The organism is Acetobacter sp. DmW_125128 (assembly GCF_008704325.1).
In the GTDB taxonomy this organism is placed as follows: Bacteria; Pseudomonadota; Alphaproteobacteria; order Acetobacterales; family Acetobacteraceae; genus Acetobacter; species Acetobacter oryzifermentans.
The window spans coordinates 65610-83326 of sequence record NZ_VHOP01000008.1; the positions used below are offsets into that span (position 1 = coordinate 65610).

At 55.0% G+C, this 17717-nt stretch carries 14 protein-coding genes and 1 tRNA gene; 6 read left to right on the plus strand and 9 right to left on the minus strand.

Annotation, left to right across the window (positions count from 1 at the left end; translation table 11 throughout):
* Positions 1–114: 114 nt before the first annotated feature.
* From FKW19_RS03270 to FKW19_RS03295, 6 genes are all read right to left on the minus strand, one after another.
* Positions 115–759 carry a helix-turn-helix transcriptional regulator gene (locus FKW19_RS03270; protein WP_006117151.1) on the minus strand — a complete coding sequence of 215 codons (645 nt, stop codon included), beginning with the start codon at positions 757–759 and terminating at the stop codon, positions 115–117.
* Positions 756–1010, minus strand: a complete 255-nt coding sequence (locus FKW19_RS03275) for a hypothetical protein (protein ID WP_089178695.1) — start codon at positions 1008–1010, stop codon at positions 756–758. The genes FKW19_RS03270 and FKW19_RS03275 overlap by 4 nt, the downstream gene beginning before the upstream one ends.
* Positions 1011–1120: 110 nt before the next feature.
* Entirely contained in the window at positions 1121–3535 is a 2415-nt protein-coding gene (locus tag FKW19_RS03280; RefSeq protein WP_089178694.1) for a membrane-bound PQQ-dependent dehydrogenase, glucose/quinate/shikimate family, read from the minus strand.
* 204 nt (positions 3536–3739) lie between these two features.
* A complete protein-coding gene (locus FKW19_RS03285) occupies positions 3740–4846 on the minus strand; it encodes an energy transducer TonB (RefSeq protein ID WP_089178693.1) in 1107 nt (368 codons plus the stop codon).
* A gap of 80 nt (positions 4847–4926) precedes the next feature.
* Positions 4927–6372, minus strand: a complete 1446-nt coding sequence (gene glnA / locus FKW19_RS03290; RefSeq protein WP_003622499.1) for a type I glutamate--ammonia ligase — start codon at positions 6370–6372, stop codon at positions 4927–4929.
* Between the two features lie 105 nt (positions 6373–6477).
* Positions 6478–6816 (minus strand): P-II family nitrogen regulator, encoded by a 339-nt coding sequence (locus FKW19_RS03295; protein WP_003622497.1) that lies wholly within the window; start codon positions 6814–6816, stop codon positions 6478–6480.
* A gap of 238 nt (positions 6817–7054) precedes the next feature.
* On the opposite strand from FKW19_RS03295, the gene FKW19_RS03300 reads away from it, so the two are divergent.
* Together FKW19_RS03300 and FKW19_RS03305 are read left to right on the plus strand one after the other, a co-directional pair.
* Complete coding sequence (locus FKW19_RS03300; RefSeq protein WP_089178692.1) at positions 7055–8230, plus strand: aminotransferase; 1176 nt, start codon at positions 7055–7057, stop codon at positions 8228–8230.
* A gap of 72 nt (positions 8231–8302) precedes the next feature.
* Positions 8303–8378 (plus strand) — tRNA-His (locus FKW19_RS03305).
* A 212-nt stretch (positions 8379–8590) separates the two neighbouring features.
* On the opposite strand, the gene FKW19_RS03310 is transcribed toward FKW19_RS03305, so the two are convergent.
* A complete protein-coding gene (locus FKW19_RS03310) occupies positions 8591–10708 on the minus strand; it encodes a hypothetical protein (RefSeq protein WP_089178691.1) in 2118 nt (705 codons plus the stop codon).
* Between the two features lie 384 nt (positions 10709–11092).
* Between FKW19_RS03310 and FKW19_RS03320 the strand changes: the two genes are divergently transcribed.
* The 4 genes from FKW19_RS03320 to FKW19_RS03330 all read left to right on the plus strand — a co-directional run bounded on the left by FKW19_RS03320 (position 11093) and on the right by FKW19_RS03330 (position 14953).
* A complete protein-coding gene (locus tag FKW19_RS03320) occupies positions 11093–12313 on the plus strand; it encodes an NADP-dependent isocitrate dehydrogenase (RefSeq protein ID WP_063353682.1) in 1221 nt (406 codons plus the stop codon).
* Positions 12314–12477: 164 nt separating this feature from the next.
* A complete protein-coding gene (locus tag FKW19_RS03325) occupies positions 12478–13494 on the plus strand; it encodes an NAD(P)/FAD-dependent oxidoreductase (protein ID WP_006117144.1) in 1017 nt (338 codons plus the stop codon).
* Between the two features lie 21 nt (positions 13495–13515).
* Positions 13516–13686, plus strand: coding sequence for a hypothetical protein (locus tag FKW19_RS15340; protein ID WP_166442465.1), 171 nt, complete (start codon positions 13516–13518; stop codon positions 13684–13686).
* Between the two features lie 10 nt (positions 13687–13696).
* Positions 13697–14953: a D-amino acid dehydrogenase gene (locus tag FKW19_RS03330; protein ID WP_089178690.1), complete on the plus strand. Its 1257-nt coding sequence runs from the start codon at positions 13697–13699 to the stop codon at positions 14951–14953.
* 257 nt (positions 14954–15210) lie between these two features.
* Here the strand turns inward: FKW19_RS03330 and FKW19_RS03335 are convergent, their stop codons facing one another.
* Positions 15211–15519, minus strand: a complete 309-nt coding sequence (locus FKW19_RS03335) for a hypothetical protein (protein ID WP_063353680.1) — start codon at positions 15517–15519, stop codon at positions 15211–15213.
* Between the two features lie 353 nt (positions 15520–15872).
* Entirely contained in the window at positions 15873–17690 is a 1818-nt protein-coding gene (typA, locus tag FKW19_RS03340; protein WP_035354155.1) for a translational GTPase TypA, read from the minus strand.
* Between the last annotated feature and the right edge of the window lie 27 nt (positions 17691–17717).

Consider the following 17717-nt stretch of genomic DNA (forward strand, 5'->3'; position numbering starts at 1 on the left):
AAGCGAAACGGAAAGAAAAGTCAGCCGCTTCCGCACGGGCTTGGGCCATTATCAGATAAATTTTTTCCCTATTGCGCACACTGCCGCATTTGGCACCAGCCCGCAGCCTGTTTTTTAGCCAGATATCAGCACAATACGGTGCAGCCATACGCCAGCAGCGGCCGCGGGCACAGGTTGCAAGGCGCTGCGCCCAAAGGGCTGAATGGCCCGCACAGGTTTTTCTTGCAAAATGCCCACCACCGGGGCTTGCCCTGCGCGTATCAGCACCACGCGGTCTGCCCCACGCGGGTGCAAGGCAGGTTGCACCACCAAGGAACAACCCAGCCGCAATATGGGTTCCATGCCTTCCGTATCTACCCGCAACATATAGGCCGAAGATGACGGCAGGCTGAAAAATGTTTCCTCCTGCTCCCACAACCCTCCGGCGGGCAGGCCTGCACGGTCCAGCACGCCGCCCTGATCCAACCATGAAAGTGGCAAGCTGCGCATAAAGCATGGTGCCGGAGTTTTTGCCCCATCTGGTTGTTCATACCCCCAGAGATGGGCCTCAAACTGAGCGAGGGAAACACGCAATACATCCAGCGCACGCAGCAGGCTTGGCAGCGCAGGCCAGCGCCACACGCCATGCCCCGTATGGCGGCGCGAGGGGTTAAAGGTCGTGGCATCCAGCCCCGCCGCCCGCGCCAAGCCAGAGGGCGTAAGCCCTCGCTCCTGCGCCAGCGTATCCAGTGCGTGCCATATGCGCTCTGCCGGTATCATGGTTTTTTGGTGTGGAGCCTTTCCTGCTTCAGCACATCGCTGGCGTGGCGGGCTGTGCCTTCATCGGTAATAAAAAAACGCCCCTGTGCATTCTGCTGCGCAAGGCCCTTACCAGCCAGACGTGTCAGGCAGGGATCATCCTTCATGCCAGTTGGGCGGCCTGCTTCCCCCGCAAGGCAAAGCCTGTGCAGTGCAGCGCGGCAACATGTTTCAAGGTAGGGTTCGTTCCACATGAATGCAGGATCACGCATCCCGCACGCGGCGGCAAGAGGATGTTTTCATGCAAAGCCGCCCCCCCAAACACAAAGCGGGCACACGCATGATACGTGTACCCGCCAAAGCCTGCCCAAACAAAGCAGAGTTAGTGTTTTACCTGCGCATCTGGCAGCGCATAGGCCACCACGTAATCCCCCAGCTTGGTGCCAAAGGAACCGTGGCCGCCATCTACCGAGAGCACATATTGATGGCCGTTTTCTTCATACGTCATGGGGGTGGATTGCCCCCCTGCTGGCAAACGATCCTGCCAGAGCTGCTGGCCTGTCGTCACATCATAGGCGCGGATATACATATCCAGCGTGGATGTCAGAAACGCTACACCACCTGCGGTAATGATTGGCCCACCCAATGAGGGCACCCCAACACGAAAGGCCAGTGGCACGGGGGAGCTATCACGCGTGGTGCCATTGCGGTGCTTCCACAACACCGTGTTGGTGCGCAAATCCAACCCTGCCACATAGCCCCAACCCGGCTGTTTGCACGGAATACCAATGGGGGACAGGAATGGGTGCAAATCCACCCCAAATGGTGTGCCATATTGTGGCTGCAAACCAGCCTCTCCACCAGAAGGGCCTGCATTCTGCGGCGGCTCTGCCGGGTTATTTGGCCCACGCGGCACAAGCCTAGAAACAAACGGCACGGCAATGGGGTTGGTAAACGCTACCTCCCGTACCGGATCTACCGCCAAGCCGCCCCATTCAAACATGCCCAGATTACCGGGGAACACCAGCGTACCCTGCGTGGAAGGCGGCGTGAATGGCCCCTCATACCGCAGGCGTTTGAACATGATACGGCAAGCCAGTTGATCAAACATGGTTGCGCCCCACATATCCGCATCCGTGAGGTTGTTTTTGGGGCGGAATGTAAGTGCGGAGAACGGCTGGGTAGGAGAAAGGTGATCCCCCGGAGCAGCCCCCTGCGGCACAGGCATTTCTGGCGCGGGCACCAGCAAATGGCCATTGCGCCGATCCAGCACAAAAATATTGCCTGTTTTGGCGGGTGCATACAATGCGGGCACAACGGCGCCATCGGCCTGTTTTATGTCTACAAGGCTGGGTTGAGATGGCACATCCATGTCCCACAGATCATGATGCACTGTCTGGTAAAACCATATTTTGCGCCCGGTATCTGCATCCAACGCCAGAATGCCAGAGGCATAACGTTCCTGATCTGGCGTGCGGTGGCCACCCCAGATATCCGGCGTGGCAACACCCGTGGGAATGTAAATCTGGTTCAGCCACGCATCATAGGCCGACGTAATCCATGAATTGGGAGAATTGGCCACATAATGATGGGTGGCGGAGGGCAGTTCATTGGGGTTCGGGTTGCCCGGATCAAACGCCCATATCAGCTTGCCGCTATACAGATCATACCCACGCGTAACGCCTGAAGGTTCGTGCGTGGAGTAGTTATCTGTAACTGCGCCAGAAATAATAGCTACCTTGGAGGTAATAACCGGCGGGGATGTGGGCTCGTAAAACCCCGGCGTGCGCATGGGCATGCCATCTGTAAGATCCAGCGCGCCATCACGCCCAAAACCACGGCACAGGGCGCCGGTATCGGCATTTAGGGCAAACAGGCGACCATCATTGGTGGGCAGGAAAATACGGTGTGCGCAATCATCCGCCACGGCAACATCGTGGGCCTGTTCTTCCGCCACCGGCGTTTCTGCGTAAGACACGCCACGGCATGTCATGTGCTGATAAGAGGCGTTGTAGGTAATTTTGGGGTCAAAATGCCAGCGCTCATGCCCGGTGGCGGCATCTACAGCAAACAGGATCTGGTGTGGTGAGCACAGATACAGCGTATCGCGCACCTTTATGGGCGTGGCTTCATCTGTAATTTCTCCCGGATCATCCGGGCGCTTCAGATCATGCGTGCGGAACACCCATGCCACTTTCAGATCCCGCACATTGCTGGCTGTAATCTGAGAAAGTGGGGAGTATCTGTCCCCCGCCTGCGTGCGGCCATAAGCGGGCCAATCTGCTGCGGGCACAACCGTATTATCCCCCGGCAATGGAGAGGATGAGGCCTGCACACCAGCCCGAGGCAAAACACCCGCAACATCCTGCGGGTCTTGCGTAAGGGCATAGCCATACACACCGGCCCCGGCCACAACACCGGCCAGCAAGGGCGCGCTGTTCCAGCCAGAAGACGGCAACAATCGAGAAGAAACAAAAGGCAACACAAGCCACAACCCCAGTGGCAACAGCACATCACCACGCGGGGCCAAGGCCCAGAAATCAAACCCGGCTTCCCCAACAGACCATACAAGGGTGGCCGCAACCAGCACCGCGTAAAGCCACAGAGCCTCGCGCCGCCGCCGCCATAGCAGCACCGCCGTAGCCAGCAGCACAACGCCGCACACCACGTAAAAACAGGAGCCGCCCAGCAGGGCCAGCCAGATGCCCCCACCTGCAAGAAAAACGCCTAATATTGCAAAAACTGCTGCGGTAATCCGCAATACAATATCGGGCCGGTGACTATTTGTTTGTATCATGTTGCCTATTTTCTGCCCTGCACACGTTCACATCCAAATTTTTCTGCACAAGAAAAACCGTTTCAGAATAATCAATACAACAGCGCGGCATTGCATCCCAAGAAAATACTGTAAAACACACAAAAAACCGCCTGCATTTTTATAAAACACAGGCGGTTACAGAAGTTTCCACTTCAATACTTTTGGGCTTGATACTTGGACGTATCAGTCCAGCTTAAAGCGCACAGTAAACACATGGCCTTTAACACCATCTGCAACATTGTTACCCGAAAGAGCAAAACGCACCTGCTGCAAATATGTTAGCGCACTTTTTGTAAAATTTGCGCCGCCCATGGTTTTAAGCACCACGCAGTTGGTGGGAGCACCTGCCGCCGTAATATCGCACCGCGCCATCACGCGGCCTTCCAGATTTTTGTTTTCTTCCGCTGCCGGGTAAACGGGGGCTGCCGTGTTGATACGGTTAAGCCGCACAGTTTTATCTACGGCAGACATGGCGTTGATAACGGCGTATTCGTCCTTATCTTCCGTGGTATGACGCCAGTTGTACAAGGTTTCCAAACTTCTGGATAAACCTTCTGTGCCATAATTGAGTGTATAAGCTGCTTGGCCCGGCACCTTAACTTTCACGCTCAACCGAGGTGCCTTGGCAATCTCCTGTGCCGTGGCAATTGGCAGAAAGATACCGAACACTTTTTGCGGCGTGTCATTCGCAAACACCAAGGGAAAATTATAGTGCTGCTTGTTTGGCGTATCTGCCTGTAACTGCACAGAAACACCCGCTGTTGGCTGGTTTTTGGGCCACTGCAAGCCAAGCAGGAACCGGCTATATGTTTGGGAATTGAAGGAAAGCGCCGCAGTATCTGCCAGATCCGCCCCTGTAAGCACATACATGCTCATTACCACCAGGCCATTACTTTGCCCATTTGCCGTCAACAGCGGTTGCGTAGGTGCGGGTGCAGGGCGCGAGTAAATAAAGCACGCCTGTAGCGTCTTGGCGTTTTTCAGGCTTTTGGCAATATAATCCTTATCATCCTGCTGAAGCGGCAGTTGCACAGCCAGCTTGCGAATATCCTGCGCACAGTAAACCTCGCCCCATGAGGGAGACAGCGAAGTAACATTGAGCAAGGAAGGCTTATCTGCCGAAAGCGCAGGATTACCTGCACCAGAAGCTGTTGCAGATGCCGGGGGCTGCACCGGCGCAATGGCTTGCGGCGCAGTAGCAACATGCCCACCGGGCACAGAACCAGAAGTTGCACACCCCGCCAGACACAAAAGCCCGAGCGCAGAAAAAATGCGTGTTTTCAATACCATTCAGCAATCCAATACAAAAAAGCGCGGCCCCTAAGGAGCCGCGCCTTTTATTTCCGATATCTTCCCTAAAGGAAAGAAAATCAGACGGAGTAATACATTTCAAATTCAACCGGATGCGGTGTGTGTTCGAAACGGTACACATCATCCCATTTCAGGGTGATGTAGCTTTCGATCTGATCTTTGGTGAACACGCCACCAGCCAGCAGGAACTCATGATCCGCAGCCAGAGCTTCCAGAGCTTCACGCAGGGAGCCTGCAACTGTCGGAATCTGCTTCAGTTCTTCCGGCGGCAGGTCATACAGATCCTTGTCCATGGCATCGCCCGGATGGATCTTGTTTTTAATGCCGTCCATACCAGCCATCAGCATGGCAGCGAATGCCAGATACGGGTTGGCTGTGGGGTCTGGAAAGCGCACTTCAACGCGCTTGGCTTTGGGGCTTGTTGCGTACGGAATACGGCACGAAGCAGAACGGTTGCGGGCGGAATATGCCAGCAGCACAGGTGCTTCAAAGCCCGGAATCAGGCGCTTGTAGGAGTTGGTGGATGGGTTGGTGAAGGCGTTCAGCGCCTTGGCGTGCTTGATAATGCCGCCAATGTAATACAGGGCTGTATCGGACAGATCTGCATAACCATTGCCAGCAAATGTGGGCTTGCCGTCTTTCCAGATGGACTGGTGAACGTGCATGCCAGAGCCGTTATCACCATAGATAGGCTTGGGCATGAATGTTGCTGTCTTGCCGTAGGAATTGGCAACATTGTGCACACAGTATTTGTAGATCTGCATGAAGTCTGCTGCGCGCACCAGCGTTTCAAACTTGGTGCCAAGTTCGTGCTGAGACTGCGCCACTTCATGGTGGTGCTTTTCAATCGCCAGACCCATTTCGCCCATGGCTGCCAGCATTTCTGCGCGCAGATCGCTTTCGCTATCCACTGGCGGCACGGGGAAGTAACCACCCTTCACACCCGGACGGTGGCCCATGTTGCCTTCAGGATATTCCTTCAGGGATGCATCGGGGCCTTCAATGCTGTCGAGCTGGTATTTGCCATAGTTCGGGCCGGTGCCAAACAGCACGTTATCGAAAATGAAGAATTCAGCTTCCGGACCAAAAAATGCCGTATCACCCAAACCGGAGGACTTGAGGTACTGCTCAGCCAGCTTGGCGGTGGAGCGCGGATCGCGGTTGTAAGGCTGCCCGGTGGAAGGTTCAATAATATCGCAGAACAGGATCAGCTGCGGACGAGCAGAGAACGGGTCCATCACTGCGGATGTCGGATCCGGCAGCAGAACCATGTCGCTTTCGTTAATGGCTTTCCACCCGCCGATGGAAGATCCATCAAACATGAAGCCATCGGTAAAGCTATCTTCCTCGATGGTGCTGACATACTGGCATGTATGATGCCACTTGCCCTTTGGGTCCGTAAAACGCAGATCCACCAGTTCCACAGAGTGTTCCTGAATCAGATCAAAAACCTTGGCAATTGCAGCAGCCTTGCTGTCACCCGCCGGAGCTGTTTTCTTTACCATGCTCTCTTCACCTAAGCTTTGTCAGCATGCCGCACTTTGCGGGCACGCGGTCTGCGGGAATAATGTACGCGCATCTTAGCGCCCCATACCTACGCATGGAGCGTGTTAGATTGCGTCTTCCCCTCGTTCTCCGGTACGGATTCGCACCACGTCATCCACCGGACTCACGAAAATCTTGCCATCGCCAATGCGGCCTGTGCGGGCCGCTGCGGAAATGGCTTCTACCGCCCGCTCCACCATGGAAGCAGGGCAGACAACTTCAATCTTCATCTTGGGCAGGAAATCAACAATGTATTCCGCGCCGCGATAAAGCTCCGTATGCCCCTTTTGCCGACCGAAACCCTTGGCTTCGATTACGGTAATACCCTGCAATCCAAGCTCATGAAGGGCTTCTTTCACCTCATCCAGCTTGAAGGGCTTGATTATGGCCTCGATCTTCTTCATCGCGCGTCGTCAACACACCATTGTTGTGCCCGTATTTTGGGCCTGTCCGTTCATGATGCCACCCTGCCCCTATAGGCAGAAGGCACCCCATACCGTTACACTTGCACGGCTTGCCCGTGCGGGCAATCAGGCAGATGCAAATTTGTATCGATAAAGCACCAAATCAACTGTTTACGCCAAATGTTTCGGTATCGCGTCTTATTCGCCTCTTTCCGCCAGCGGGGCAAGGAACTTTGTAATGACAAAATTGCTTAACAGGCAGATTGCAAACCAGCCTGTCACTATTTTTACGCTTATGTCCGAGCTGGCGCGCAAGCATAACGCCATCAATCTTGGGCAGGGTTTTCCTGATACGGAAGGCCCGCAAGACATGGTGCAACTGGCCGCAAATGCCTTACTGGATGGGCGCAACCAGTATGCGCCCCTTACAGGCCTGCCAGAACTGCGCGCCGCCGTTGCGGATGCCTCCGCCCGATTCCAGAACATTTCTGTAAATGCCGAATCGGAAGTGGTGGTGACATCTGGCGCTACCGAGGCCCTGGCGGCATCCTTTATGGCGCTGATAGAACCGGGCGATGAAGTGGTGCTGATAGAACCACTTTACGATACCTACCTGCCTGTTGTGCGCCAGCTTGGCGGCATTCCGCGCCTTGTACGGCTGGAAGCGCCAGATTGGGCGCTCCCGCAAGAGGCCTTAAAAAACGCCTTTAGCCCCCGCACCAAAGCCATTGTGCTAAACACCCCCATGAACCCCACCGGCAAGGTGTTTAACGCTGAGGAGCTGGCCTTTATTGCCGACCTTATGCGCCAGCACGATACCTACGCCATTTGCGATGAGGTGTATGAGCACCTTGTGTTTGATGTGCCGCATCTCTCGCTCATGGCCCTACCGGGCATGCGCGAGCGGTGCATTCGTATTGGCAGCGCAGGCAAAAGCTTTTCCTTTACCGGGTGGAAGGTGGGTTACGTTACCGCCCCTGCCCCGCTGGCTGCGGTGGTGGCCAAAGCGCACCAGAACCTTGTGTTTGCCACAGCCCCCAACCTGCAACGTGCCGTGGCCTTTGGGCTGAACAAGGATACCGCCTACTTTACCCAACTGGCGCAGGAGATGGATACAAAACGCCAGATCCTTTCTGCCGGGCTGGCGCGGGTGGGCTTTGGCGTGCTGCCCTGCCAAGGCAGCTACTTTGTGATGGCGGATATTACCCCGCTGGCAAACGGGTTGGATGACATGGCCTTCAGCCGCCTGCTCACAGAACAGGCCGGTGTCACCACCATTCCCGCCTCTGCTTTTTATGATGCGCAAAGTGGCACGCCCCCGCGCAACCTGATTCGCTTTGCCTTTTGCAAGCGTGAGGAGGTGCTGATTGAGGCTGTGGCCCGTCTGGAACAATGGAAAAGCCGCCAGAGCTGATTTTTCTATATAAAAACGCCAGAAGTGATTGACGAACGACGCAGTTTTCTCTAAACGTCCGCTTGCTGTGCGGCGGACGTAGCTCAGCTGGTAGAGCGCCGGTTTGTGGTACCGGTGGTCGCGGGTTCAAGCCCCGTCGTTCGCCCCAGCATTTTTCCCTTGAAACTTAAAATACCTTACGCACAGCCCCGCATACTGCGTGCACGCTTCCGCCTTATGCTTGCATCTGCGCAACTACCCTGCTGGCTTGCACCTGCTACAACCGGCTGAAGGTTCTGCCGCAGATATTTCCTTGCAATTAAACCCCGAACAAAAAAGCCGATCAGACCAAGCTGACCGGCTTTTGCCAAAACACCCTAATTAAGCGTTGTCCTGCATAAACTGGCGCAGGTCTTGCTCCGAAACCGCGCCATCGTGTTCTAACAGTGCATCCTTGCCGCCTACATGGTGTGGCATCACCATTAGGGGCGTGCCCTCATCCATGAAGCGTATCCGCAAGTCATTCCAACGTGGTGCAACAAAGCGAGAATAAGCCTGTGCCAGCGCGCACTGGTCAATACACCAGTTGCTTGGATTTTCCGGGCTATATGTCCGCTGAACATAATTGTGCAGATACCGCCCGATCTGGGGCAGAAGTTCCGTTTCCCCAAAATAGGACAGGCCCGCCCCAAAACCCCACGGTTCTCCGGCTATCTGTTTGCCTTCATGATTATACGCATACAGCCGGAACCCGTAATCCGAACCGGATTTGAGTTCCTGCCACAAAGCAGGGAAATCGTGCGGGAAGTAGCCATCACAATCCGCTGTCAGCACTGGGCAATGCCACTGGCCCACAATATGCGGCAGCATAAGGTAACGGATGCACGTATAGGCGGCCTTGTTCGCATGGTTAAGCTGCCCATGCGTGAAGGAGACATCCATCCCTCTGTCTTTTTCCGAGAAAAAGGCCACCAGATCCCGTATCAAGGTCAACTGCTCATCCGTTGCCCGATCCACCCCTAAACAAAGGCGGAAGCGCCCCTGTTCTGGATGAGCCTGACACACCCGCATTAAAGACATGACAAGCTTGGGCACAAAGCGGAAATACGCACTATCGCACCCAAAAACCAAACAGGCATCTGGGGCATCTGCCTCTGCCCGACCGGGCGCCACACTGGAATGCCAGCTCCAGCCCGCAATGCCCAACTGGTCTGTTACCTGTTGTTCATGCAGGTTATATGCGGCGGCTTCCGGCAGCCATGTGTAAACACCGCAATTGTAATCAACAGCCTTGATACCGGAATCTTTGGAAAGCTTGCGGGCCGTAACGTAATGTGGGTCTGCGCTGGCCCGATCCTGATTGAGCCATGCGTAATGGCCTGCCACAACTTGGTTCCAGTATTGCGCCCTGTTCTGGGCCTGATCGGCCTGTACCAGTTGCAGCCGCTCTTCCTGCGTGCTGGCAGAAGCCACTTGCTCAAACTGATATGAATACGCCTGCCGCACATCTTCTGCCCGCAGCATAGAAGCAGGCAAAGGCACCATTAAAAAGTTAAAGGCGGGGTCAAACTCTTCTGTATCCGGCAGTTCCTTCAAGGCAGAAGGCAGCAAAAGCAACGCAGCCTCTCCCTGTGCTGTCCGCTGTACCAGATGTGTGAGCTGTTCGGGTATGGGGGCATCACCAAACCGGCCTTTCAGCGCCAGATTGGCTAAATCTGCGGCCTGCTGGGTCTCACCTTCCCGCAATGCCAGAATAGCGGAAAAGAGATATAAATCTGGCCGGAAATCCTGCAACGCGGCACACAATACCGCCGTGCGCGCCAAACCGAATTGCCCAATTTTGGCGCAATTTTTTGCCAGATCCAACAAACAGCCTGCATCTTCTGGGGCTACAAGCAAACGTTGGCGGGCGGCCTGTGCGGCTTGCACAAATGGGCTTTCACCCATTGCCTTTATCTGCGCCGCCAACGCCACCATAAAGGTTTTTTGCACAGGCAATGGGCTTGGTTGCAGAACACTTTCCGGTTCCCGCCCATCGGAAATAATAATGGCATCACCTTTTTCACGCAGGAAAAGCGTACGCAAATCCCAATTATGCTCGCCAAGGCACAGCTTGAAATAAGAAAACGAAACCCGCTCGGCGGTCTGCTTGCCCGCAATAAGCCATTTCCCCTGCGCCAAACGGGCCAGCAATGGCACATGCTGGCTGAGCACTGGTGCAAAACGCTCCCAATTCTGGTTGTGGGGCACCCAACCCAACAGGCCATCTGGTTGGTTCCACATAAACTGCGTACCATTTTTTAAACTTACCAGACCTTTTGCTTCGCCACTTTGTTCAACCTGAGGCCGGATATCTGCAAACCCAAGCAGGCTGTTTCCATCAGCCGATAACTGAACCACGTTCCACTGCGGAGAAACGGCCTGTGCAACCGGAATACCCATAAGATAAAAATCACGATGTGCCAGAATGTGCCCGTGAAATGATATAAAAGAAAACATGCCTCAGCTTACCCCGGCTGCCCGTTCCATATGCGGAATCATGATTTTGGCTGACACTTGCATACAGGCGGCCAGCCATTTTCCTTAATGATGCACATAGTTAGCATAACATCTCCCGCGCGGGCACCTCTTGAGCGGTATGGGATAATCCGCCATCCCAACCCTGACATGTTTGTGATAACAGGGCCTACCCCGCAAAAAACAAAGATTTTTGCCCGCGCATAAGCGCCATTGCGCCTGATAGCGGCAGTTCTGTCCTGATCGTGAACAGCGCTGTGTTGCATCCCCGCTTATGGTCTCAATTCGCGCACTGCATGATGCCTATGCGTATTCCGCATCTGCGCGCAACGAATGCAAGACACTCTTCGAATCGGATGCAGTATTATGGCTAAAATCAAGGTCAAGAACCCGGTGGTGGAAATGGACGGGGATGAAATGACCCGTATCATCTGGCACTTCATTCGTGAGCGCCTGATTCTGCCCTATCTGGATATTGACCTGAAATATTACGATCTGGGCATAGAAAACCGCGATGCCACGGATGACAAGGTAACAGTAGAAGCCGCAGAAGCCACCAAGCGCTACGGCGTGGCCGTAAAATGCGCCACCATCACCCCGGATGAAGCACGGGTGAAGGAATTTGGGCTGAAAAAAATGTGGCGTTCACCCAACGGCACCATCCGCAACATTCTGGATGGCACCATCTTCCGTGAACCCATTATCTGCTCCAACGTACCGCGCCTTGTGCCGCACTGGACAAAGCCAATCGTGATCGGCCGCCATGCCTATGGGGATATCTATCGCGCTGCGGAAACCAAAATTCCCGGCCCAGGCAAGGTGACGCTCAACTACATTCCCGAAGATGGCGGTGCGCCCATTACGCTGGATGTGCATGACTTCAAAGGCCCCGGTGTGGCGCTGGGCATGCACAATACCCGCGCCTCTATTGAAGGGTTTGCCCGTGCCTCTCTCGCTTATGGGCGAGACCGCAAGCTGCCAGTGTATCTGTCCACCAAAAACACCATCCTGAAAGCCTATGATGGCATGTTCAAGGATGTGTTTCAGGAAGTGTACGAAAAGGAATTCAAGGCCGAGTTTGAAAAGTTGGGCCTCACCTACGAACACCGCCTGATTGATGACATGGTGGCCAGCGCCCTTAAATGGCCGGGCGGTTATGTATGGGCCTGCAAAAACTACGATGGCGATGTGGAAAGTGACATTGTGGCACAAGGCTTTGGCAGCCTTGGGCTGATGACATCCGTGCTGCTGAACCCCACGGGCGATGTGGTGGAATCCGAAGCCGCGCATGGCACCGTAACGCGCCATTACCGTGAGCACCAGAAAGGCAAGCCCACCAGCACCAACCCCATTGCCTCCATTTTTGCATGGACACGCGGGTTAGCTTATCGCGGCCGCTTTGATGATACGCCAGACGTTGTGCACTTTGCCGATACGCTGGAAAAAGTGTGCGTGGATACGGTTGAAGGCGGGCAGATGACCAAGGATCTGGCACTGTTGGTTGGCAACGGCACCAAATGGCTGGACACGCAGCCTTTCCTTGATGTGCTGGATGAAAAACTCAAGCAGGCTTTAACCAAAGGCTAAGCTTTCTGCCGCACATCTTTATTGTTTTGTCATGTCTGCGTACCCCGAAGCAATTTTTTGCTTCGGGGTGTTGCTTATTCTAGGCCATTGCGCACCAGCCCGTGCTGGCGCAAAACAGAAACTGTATTTTAATGTAACCAGATAAGGGAGCATCACGCCACGCCATGACTGATACGCCAGCAGAAACAGACGTAGCCATAATTGGCGCTGGCCCAGCCGGGCTTTTTGCCGCTTTTCAGTGCGCCATGCTGCGGCTGAACTGTGTATTGATTGATGTGCTGCCAGAAGTAGGCGGCCAATGCGCGGCCCTGTATCCGGAAAAGCCAATTTACGATATTCCCGCCTGCCCCGCTGTAGAAGGCGCGCAGCTTATTGCCCGGCTGGAAGAACAGATTGCCCCGTTTAACATCCCACGCCTGCTAAAACACCGGGTAGAAAGCCTTACAGGCAACCGGGGCAACTTTACACTGGGTACCAACCAAGGCACCACGCTAAAAGCCAAGGCCATTATTATTGCCGCTGGTGCGGGGGCATTTGGCCCCAACCGTCCGCCGCTGGATGGTTTGGAAGCGTTTGAAGATACCGGGGCCGTGCAATATTATGTACGCCGCAAAGCCGATTTTGCAGGCCGCCGTATTGTTATTGCAGGCGGCGGCGATTCCGCGCTGGATTGGGCGCTTTCCTTAAAAGACAACGCCGAAAAGCTCTACCTCGTGCATCGGCGGGACAGGTTCCGTGGTGCGCCAGAAAGCCTGCGCCAGTTGGAAGAGGCTGTAGCTGCCGGGCAGATTGAAAAGGTTGTGCCCTATCAACTTCATGCCCTGCACGGCCAGAATGGCGCGCTAAAAGGTGTAGAAGTAGCAGACCTAGATGGAGCCACCCGTATGCTGGAAGCCGATGTGCTGCTGCCTTTCTTTGGGCTGGCAACAGATCTGGGGCCTGTGGCGCGGTGGGGGATGGATACCATGCGCTCGACTATTCCCGTCACACCTTCCAGTTGTGAAACCAGCCTGCCGGGCGTGTTTGCCGTGGGCGATGTGGCCACCTACCCCGGCAAGCTCAAGCTGATTTTGCAAGGGTTTAGCGAAGCCGCCATGGCCGCCCATGCCATTTACCCCATTGTAAACCCGGATCAGGCACTGCACTTTGAATATTCCACCAGCAAAGGCGTGCCTGCCTAAAACCAACATCCTTATGGCGGCATGGCTCAAACTGGGCGCAACATGCCGCCGTTTTTTTTAAATCATTTTTTGCTCAGCCCCACTTACGCATACCTCCTTACAGTGTGCGCCATGACCGTTTCCTTACAGGTTCTGGCGTGGTGGGGCGCAGCAAGCTATGGTGGCCGCCTGATCTATTTACCTTTTTTGTAAGGATAAAACCGTGCAAGTCATCATTCTCGGCGCTGGCGTTATCGGGGTGACATCGGCCTGGTATCTGGCCAGCCTTGGGCATGAAGTCACGGTTATAGACCGCCAGCCCGCCTCAGCGCTTGAAACATCGTTTGCAAATGCGGGGCAGGTTTCACCGGGGTATTCCACACCTTGGGCTTCTCCCAGCCTGCCACTTCAGGCAGCCAAGTGGATGCTGCACCCCAAAACCAGCCCGCTGGTTATTCGCAAACGGTTTGATCTGGCCATGCTGCGCTGGATGGAACAGCTTTTAAAAAACTGTAACGCCCATGCGTATGACATCAACAAATCCCGCATGTTGCGCATTGCCGAATACAGCCGCGATTGTCTGGATGCCCTGCGTGAAGAAACCGGCATTACGTATGATGACAGACAGCGCGGGCTGATCCAGCTTTTCCGCACCAACAAACAAATAGATACCGCCCAGCACGATATGCGCCTGCTGGCAGAAGCCAACATTCCGCACCAACTTTTGGCGGTGGATCAAATTCTGGAGCACGAACCCGGCCTTGCCCATGCCAAACATCTGCTAACGGGTGGGCTGTTCCTGCCCGGTGATGAATCGGGCGATGCGCATGTTTTTACCCAAAGATTGGCCCGCATGGCGGAGGCCAAGGGGGTGAAATTTGTGTATAACACCACCATTTTGGGGCTGGATGCCGCAACGGACAAAATTATGTCTGTGCGCACCAGTGCTGGGCACTTCCGGGCCGATGCCTATATTGTGGCCATGGGCAGCTATAGCCCGCTGCTGCTGCACCCGTTGCGCGTGCATCTGCCGGTTTACCCCGTAAAAGGCTATTCCCTCACCCTACCCCTTACGGATGAAACCCACGCCCCCATGTCCACCGTGAATGATACATCTTACAAGCTGGCCATTACGCGGCTTGGCAACCGTATCCGGGTAGGCGGCACGGCGGAGCTAACGGGTTACAGCCAGAAGCTCAGCCCAGACCGGCGTGAAACTCTGGAACTTTCTTTTTCAGAACTGTTTGGTGGGGGAGATCTTTCCGCCGCAACATATTGGACAGGCCTGCGCCCCTGCACGCCAGATGGCACCCCCGTTATTGGCCCTGTGCCCAATTTTAAAAACCTGTGGCTCAACACCGGCCACGGTACGCTGGGCTGGACAATGGCCTGTGGTTCTGGCCGCCTGATTGCAGACCTTGTGCATGGCAAAAAGCCCGATATTCCGGCGCTGGATCTTTCCATCAGCCGGTATAACTAAGCGCACACCGCGCTTATGTGCCACTGCGGCGCAAACCCCGATGGCAGCAAGCTGAATACGCGTGGGCTGGCCCCCATAAAGCTGCCTGCACGCCATGCTGATAATCTAGCCCATTCCTAAAAAACACCCTTTGCATAGCACACAAAAAAGGCCGCGGTGGCAGATACCACCAGCGGCCTTTTTGTATTCCGCAGCTTTACGCCACAGCAGGCAGGGTGCACCACGCCTGTAACGCAGTACCCCTTTCTACCGGGTGATTACTGAGCAGATTCGGAAGAAGAAGAGTCAGCAGTTGCGGCCTTCTTTTTACCGTGGTGCTTGCCACCTTTGTGCTTGCCTTTGTGGCCTTTGTGCTTGCCCTTATGAGTAGCTGCACCTTTGCCTTCTTCGGTTGTTTTACCAGCTTCTTCAGCAGCCGGAGCAGCACCTTCTGGGGCCGGAGCGCCAGCTTCTGGGGCGGCGGCAGCAGCCGGAGCCGGAGGAGCAGCTTCCTGAGCGAAGGAAGGAGCAGCAACACCCAGCAGGGCAACGGTGGACAGAGCCGCAAGCAGACGACGAGAAATCATAAAATATCTCCAAAAACCTGTGGTCCAATCCGCCTCATGCAGGACAACCCCGCATCCAGCACATAGACCGGTTTATGTGTTGATTGTTATCACGGCAGAAGCATAGCGTCTTGAGCTAAAATTTGTGCAATCTTCGCACATATCATCGCCCCGCCACTTGACAGCCGTAAACTAGCCATATTGGCGCTGGCAAAACCTAAAAAACCGCCCGGTAACAGGCGGTTTTTATAGAAAAAAGCACTTTAAACGCTCTGTATGTGACAAAATGATGTAACCGAAAAAAATACACCCACACCACAAACGCGCCACACTTACAGGCTGCCCAAACGCTGGACAGCCCACAAGTTACAGAATCAGTCTGCTTTTTTGCCACGCTTCTTGCGTTCGTTCGGGTCCAGATACCGCTTACGCAGACGGATGGCAGATGGCGTTACTTCCACCAGTTCATCGTCTTCAATGTAAGCAATTGCCTGTTCCAAAGACATACGGCGCGGCGGGGTCAGCAGCAGGGCTTCGTCCTTACCGGCAGCACGCATGTTGGTCAGCTTCTTTTCACGGATCGGGTTTACTTCCAGATCATTCTCACGCGAATGCTCGCCAATGATCATGCCCTGATAAACCGTTTCACCCGCATCTACGAACAGCGTGCCACGATCCTGCAATGAGAACAGGGAATACTGGGTGGTTGCCCCGTTTTCCGCAGAGATCAGAGACCCGTTGCGGCGGCCTTCCACGGTGCCTGCATAAGGCCCGTAGTGGGAATACAGACGGTTCATAATACCCGTGCCGCGCGTGTCGGTCAGGAACTCACCATGATAGCCGATCAGCCCGCGGGATGGGATGATAAACGTCAGGCGCACCTTGTCACCACCAGAGGGGCGCATGTCCTGCATCTGGCCTTTGCGGAGGGACATCTTTTCCACCACAACGCCGGAATAGGGTTCGTCCACATCAATGGTGACTTCTTCGTAAGGCTCTTCGCGCTCACCCGTTTCTTCATTGGTGCGGAACAGCACGCGCGGGCGGCCGATTGTCAGCTCAAAGCCTTCACGGCGCATGGTTTCAATCAGCACACCAAGCTGAAGTTCGCCACGGCCAGCCACTTCAAACGCTTCACTTTCCGGGCTGTCTGTGACGCGAATAGCAATGTTGCTTTCGATTTCCTTGAACAGACGGTCACGAATCTGGCGAGACGTTACCTTCTTACCTTCACGGCCACCCAGTGGGCCATCGTTCAGGCGGAAGGTCATGGACAGTGTTGGCGGATCAACCGGAATAGCTTCCAGCGGGGCGTCTACTTCCGGAGCAGCAATGGTGTCTGGAATAGTGGCTTCGGACAAACCAGCCACGGCCACAATGTCCCCTGCTTCCACTTCTTCCACACCCACGCGGTCCAGACCACGGAAGGAAAGCAGCTTGGTCAGGCGGCCTGTTTCCACCACGGAGCCATCGGCCCGCAGCACCTTAACAGGCATGTTCACCTTGGCGCGGCCCTGTTCCACACGGCCTGTCAGCACGCGGCCCAGAAAGTTGTCACTTTCCAGAATTGTGGCTGTCATGGCGAAGGGCTTGTTTTTGTCCAGATTCGGGGCGGGCACATGGCGCAGGATCAGCTCGAACATCGGGCTCAGATCTTTACGTGCACCATCCAGCGTTTCATCTGCCCAGCCCTGACGGCCAGAAGCAAACAGCATCGGGAAGTCAAGCTGTTCATCATTTGCGCCAAGGGCTGCAAACAGATCAAAAATTTCGTTGTGCACTTCATCGGGGCGGGCATCGCCACGGTCAATCTTGTTCACAACCACAATGGGCTTCAGGCCACGGGCCAGTGCCTTGCCAACCACAAACTTGGTTTGCGGCAGCGCACCTTCGGCGGAGTCCACCAGCACAATGGCGCCATCCACCATGCTCAGAATACGTTCCACTTCCCCGCCGAAGTCGGCGTGTCCGGGTGTATCAATAATGTTGATACGGGTATTGTTCCAGACAACGGAAGTGCACTTGGCAAGAATGGTAATGCCACGTTCGCGTTCCAGATCGTTGCTGTCCATTGCGCGTTCGGCAACGTGCTGGTTTTCGCGGAACGAACCCGACTGCTTGAGCAGTTCGTCAACCAGAGTCGTCTTGCCGTGGTCAACGTGGGCAATGATGGCGATATTGCGGATATCCATGTAAAGGCCTGATATTCCCTGCGGGCC